Genomic DNA, 5,345 nt, shown 5'->3' with positions numbered 1-5,345 from the left:
TTGCGGCGGCGTGCTACTCTCCCACACCCTGTCGGGTGCAGTACCATCGCCGTGCCGGGCCTTAGCTTCCAGGTTCGGAATGGGGCTGGGCGTTTCACCCGGGCCATGGCCACCGCAAAATCTCGGTACGAGCACTGGGCTCGTGTTCACTTATCGTATAGGTGGCGGTTCGGGAACCGGATAACGGACGCGGTGCATGCGATCATCGTCGTGGCCGACCGGATGGGTCGTCAATGCTAGTGCAGTCGGAGCGTGTCGCGGACCATGCGGTCCGCCGACCCACCATGAAGTGGGTCTGATGATTGCCTTTCGGCCGTTAGTACCGGTCGGCTCCACCCCTCGCGGGGCTTCCACCTCCGGCCTATCAACCACGTGTTCAGCATGGGGCCTTCAACAGCTCGGGGCTGTACGGAACACTCATCTTGGAGAGGGCTTCCCGCTTAGATGCTTTCAGCGGTTATCCCATCCGAACGTAGCCAACCAGCCGTACCCTTGGCAGGATAACTGGCATACCAGAGGTTCGTCCACCCAGGTCCTCTCGTACTATGGGCAGGGCTCCTCAGTGTTCCAACGAGCGCAGAGGATAGAGACCAAACTGTCTCACGACGTTCTGAACCCAGCTCGCGTGCCGCTTTAATCGGCGAACAGCCGAACCCTTGGGACCTGCTCCAGCCCCAGGATGCGACGAGCCGACATCGAGGTGCCAAACCATCCCGTCGATATGGACTCTTGGGAATGATCAGCCTGTTATCCCCGGGGTACCTTTTATCCGTTGAGCGATGCCGCGCCCGTGCGCCGGCACCGGATCACTATCTCCGACTTTCGTCCCTGCTCGACCCGTCGGTCTCGCAGTCAAGCCCGCTTGTGCGATTGCACTCGACACCCGATTGCCAACCGGGCTGAGCGGACCTTTGAGCGCCTCCGTTACTCTTTGGGAGGCAACCGCCCCAGTTAAACTACCCGCCAGGCACTGTCCCTGACAAGGATGACTTGTCGAGGTTAGACGCCAGATGAAGACAGAGCGGTATTTCAACGACGGCTCCACACGGGCTGGCGCCCATGCTTCGAAGCCTCCCGCCTATGCTACACAGTCCACACCTAACGACAATACCAAGGTATAGTAAAGGTCCCGGGGTCTTTTCGTCCTTCTGCGCTTAACGAGCATCTTTACTCGTACTGCAATTTCGCCGAGCTCCTGGTCGAGACAGTGGGGAAGTCGTTACGCCATTCGTGCAGGTCGGAACTTACCCGACAAGGAATTTCGCTACCTTAGGATGGTTATAGTTACCACCGCCGTTTACCGGGGCTTGAATTCACCGCTTCGCCAGAGGCTGACGGATCCTCTTAACCTTCCGGCACCGGGCAGGCGTCAGAGCGTATACAGCGGCTTGCGCCTTCGCACGCTCCTGTGTTTTTGGTAAACAGTCGCTACCCCCTGGCCTGTGCCACCCCCAAAAGCTCCCCGGGCAAGCCGGTTCACCATCGGGGGTCTCCCTTATACCGAAGGCACGGGAGTAATTTGCCGAGTTCCTTGACCAGGATTCACTCGATCGCTTTGGTATTCTCTACCTGACCACCAGTGTCGGTTTAGGGTACGGGCGGCAAAGGCCCTGACGCCGAAGCTTTTCTCGGCAGCATCGGATCACCGGATATCGGGGCAAAAGCCCCCCATCATCACACCTCGGGCTCGTGCCATGCGGATTTGCCTGCATGGCGCCCTGCGTGCTTGACCACGGAAAACCACCTCCGCGGCCGGCTACCGTCCTGCGTCACTCCCGCGCTATCCTACTACGACTACGCTCCCAACGAACCACGCGTCCGAACCCCGAAGGGAACATCCACACGGAACGGAGGTTAGTACTCATCGCCTCGGACCTGACGGACCAGAGCCGGTACGGGAATATCAACCCGTTCATCCATTCGACTACGCCTGTCGGCCTCGCCTTAGGACCCGACTCACCCAGGGACGACGAACGTGGCCCTGGAACCCTTGGTCATCCAGCGTGGGGGATTGTCACCCCCATCTCGCTACTCATGTCTGCATTCTCACTCCCATACAGTCCACCATCGGCTTACGCCACGGCTTCACCCCGGTATGGGACGCTCTCCTACCCAGTACGAACGTACTGCCGCGTCTTCGGTGGCGTGCTTGAGCCCCGCTACATTGTCGGCGCGGAACCACTAGACCAGTGAGCTGTTACGCACTCTTTCAAGGGTGGCTGCTTCTGAGCCAACCTCCTGGCTGTCTATGCGACTCCACATCCTTTCCCACTTAGCACGCGCTTGGGGACCTTAGACGACGATCTGGGCTGTCTCCCTCTCCACGACGAAGCTTATCCCCCGCCGGGTCACTGCCAGGATACACTTCACAGGTATTCGGAGTTTGGCTGCTGTCGGTACCCAGTACGGGCCCTCAAGCATCCAGTAGCTCTACCCCCTGGAAGCAATAACCTGACGCTGCACCTAAATGCATTTCGGAGAGAACCAGCTATCACGGAATTTGATTGGCCTTTCACCCCTAACCCCAAGTCATCCCCCCAGTTTTCAACCTAGGTGGGTTCGGTCCTCCACGCGGTCTTACCCGCGCTTCAACCTGCTCAGGGCTAGATCATCCCGCTTCGGGTCCAGGACACGCGACTCGAACGCCCTGTTAGGACTCGCCTTCGCTACGCATACACCACACGGCTTATGCTCGCCACGCATCACTGACTCGCAGACTCATTTTTCGATAGGCACGCCGTCACCCCGAAAGGCTCCGACGGTTTGTAAGCGCACGGTTTCAGATACTATTTCACTCCCCTCCCGGGGTACTTTTCACCTTTCCCTCACGGTACTCGTCCACTATCGGTCGCACTGGAATATTCAGGCTTACCCCACGGTCAGGGCGGATTCACACGGGATTCCACGAGTCCCGTGCTACTCGGGAGAGACAACCGGCAGGCGTTGCACGACCGACTACGGGGCCATCACCCTCTTCGGCCGGGAATTCAATCCCGTTCGTCTAGCACAACGCTTTGTCACTGCCGGCCGGGCCGTCGGACCCGACACGCGTCTTCCCACGACACCGGCGCCGCAACCCCCGACGGGTATCACACGACACCGGTTTAGCCATCGTCCGCTTTCGCTCGCCACTACTCACGGAATATCCTTTCCTGCAGGTACTGAGATGTTTCACTTCCCCGCGTACCCCCCGCATAGAAGCGGTGCCAGCCCATGACGGCTGGCGGGTTTCCCCATTCGGAGATCCTCGGATCAAAGCCCTGTCGGCGGCTCCCCGAGGCCTATCGCGGCCCCACACGTCCTTCATCGGTCCAGTGCGCCAAGGCATCCACCATACGCCCTTGCAAGCAACACACACCCCGCACGAAACGGGGAACGGCGCCGCAAGGATCCGCGAACACTCGACAACACATCATCACACTAACGATCACAAAACGATCGACCAGACTCCAAAATGGAGTCCGACGAAATAATCACATACGACGCGCGGCACCAAACAAGGCGCCACGCGCCCGCGTCCACTATCCAGTTCTCAAACCACCACCCCGCACCGGCACGACCACGACGACCCAAGGCCGACGCGCCCACACCGGGGGGACACCGGAACCAACCCGCGAAAGGGTGACGGTCCGGGAGCCCAAAAGCGCATCCCATACCACCGAACAGAAGTCCCTGACCGCTCCACACCAGAAACCCACGCGCCAGGGGGACATCCCCCGGCCGGGGCGCGACCACCACCCATGAGACAGGCGGTGGATTCCAAGAAATCTCCGTAGAAAGGAGGTGATCCAGCCGCACCTTCCGGTACGGCTACCTTGTTACGACTTAGTCCCAATCACGAGCCTCACCTTAGACGGCTCCATCCCTTGCGGGTTAGGCCACCGGCTTCGGGTGCTGCCCACTTTCATGACTTGACGGGCGGTGTGTACAAGGCCCGGGAACGCATTCACCGCGGCGTTGCTGATCCGCGATTACTAGCGACTCCACCTTCACGGAGCCGAGTTGCAGGCTCCGATCCGAACTGAGACCGGTTTTCAGGGATCCGCTCCGGCTCGCGCCATCGCATCCCGCTGTACCGGCCATTGTAGCATGCGTGAAGCCCTGGACGTAAGGGGCATGATGATCTGACGTCATCCCCACCTTCCTCCGAGTTAACCCCGGCGGTCCCCCGTGAGTCCCCGCCATGACGCGCTGGCAACACAGGGCAAGGGTTGCGCTCGTTGCGGGACTTAACCCAACATCTCACGACACGAGCTGACGACGACCATGCACCACCTGTGAACCCGCCCCGAAGGGAAACGACATCTCTGCCGTCGTCGGGAACATGTCAAGCCCAGGTAAGGTTCTTCGCGTTGCATCGAATTAATCCGCATGCTCCGCCGCTTGTGCGGGCCCCCGTCAATTTCTTTGAGTTTTAGCCTTGCGGCCGTACTCCCCAGGCGGGACGCTTAACGCGTTAGCTCCGACACGGAACCCGTGGAAAGGGCCCCACATCCAGCGTCCACCGTTTACGGCGTGGACTACCAGGGTATCTAATCCTGTTCGCTCCCCACGCTTTCGCTCCTCAGCGTCAGTAACGGCCCAGAGACCTGCCTTCGCCATTGGTGTTCTTCCCGATATCTACACATTCCACCGTTACACCGGGAATTCCAGTCTCCCCTACCGCACTCCAGCCCGCCCGTACCCGGCGCAGACCCGACGTTAAGCGACGGGCTTTCACACCGGACGCGACGGGCCGCCTACGAGCCCTTTACGCCCAATAATTCCGGACAACGCTTGCGCCCTACGTATTACCGCGGCTGCTGGCACGTAGTTAGCCGGCGCTTATTCGAAAGGTACACTCACTCACGCTTGCTCCCAATCAAAAGCGGTTTACAACCCGAAGGCCGTCATCCCGCACGCGGCGTCGCTGCATCAGGCTTGCGCCCATTGTGCAATATTCCCCACTGCTGCCTCCCGTAGGAGTCTGGGCCGTATCTCAGTCCCAATGTGGCCGGTCGCCCTCTCAGGCCGGCTACCCGTCGAGGCCTTGGTGAGCCGTTACCTCACCAACAAGCTGATAGGACGCGACCCCATCCCATACCGGTACAGAACCCTTTCCCAACACACCATGCAGCATGTTGGAGCATTCGGCATTACCACCCGTTTCCAGGAGCTATTCCGAAGTACGGGGCAGGTCGGTCACGCATTACTCACCCGTTCGCCACTCTCACCACCAAGCAAGCTTGATGGATCCCGTTCGACTTGCATGTGTTAAGCACGCCGCCAGCGTTCGTCCTGAGCCAGAATCAAACCCTCCACAAAAAAACCTTGCGAAGAGCCGAACATTCGACTCGAAAAAAAAA

General features: G+C 59.7%; 3 rRNA genes. All 3 read right to left on the bottom strand.

Features of this window, described 5'->3' with window-relative positions:
- The 3 genes from rrf to GFD18_RS10820 all read right to left on the bottom strand — a co-directional run bounded on the left by rrf (window position 1) and on the right by GFD18_RS10820 (window position 5,304).
- Window positions 1-117, bottom strand: a 5S ribosomal RNA gene (gene rrf, locus GFD18_RS10830).
- 180 nt (window positions 118-297) lie between these two features.
- Window positions 298-3,355 (bottom strand): 23S ribosomal RNA (locus tag GFD18_RS10825).
- Window positions 3,356-3,776: 421 nt separating this feature from the next.
- Window positions 3,777-5,304 (bottom strand): 16S ribosomal RNA (locus GFD18_RS10820).
- Together the 16S, 23S and 5S rRNA genes form the textbook arrangement of a ribosomal RNA operon.
- Window positions 5,305-5,345: the final 41 nt, after the last annotated feature.

Source organism: Bifidobacterium saimiriisciurei (assembly GCF_010667655.1).
GTDB lineage: Bacteria > Actinomycetota > Actinomycetes > Actinomycetales > Bifidobacteriaceae > Galliscardovia > Galliscardovia saimiriisciurei.
The sequence above is the reverse complement of the archived record's forward strand: the minus strand, read 5'-3'. Positions and strand labels throughout refer to the sequence as shown.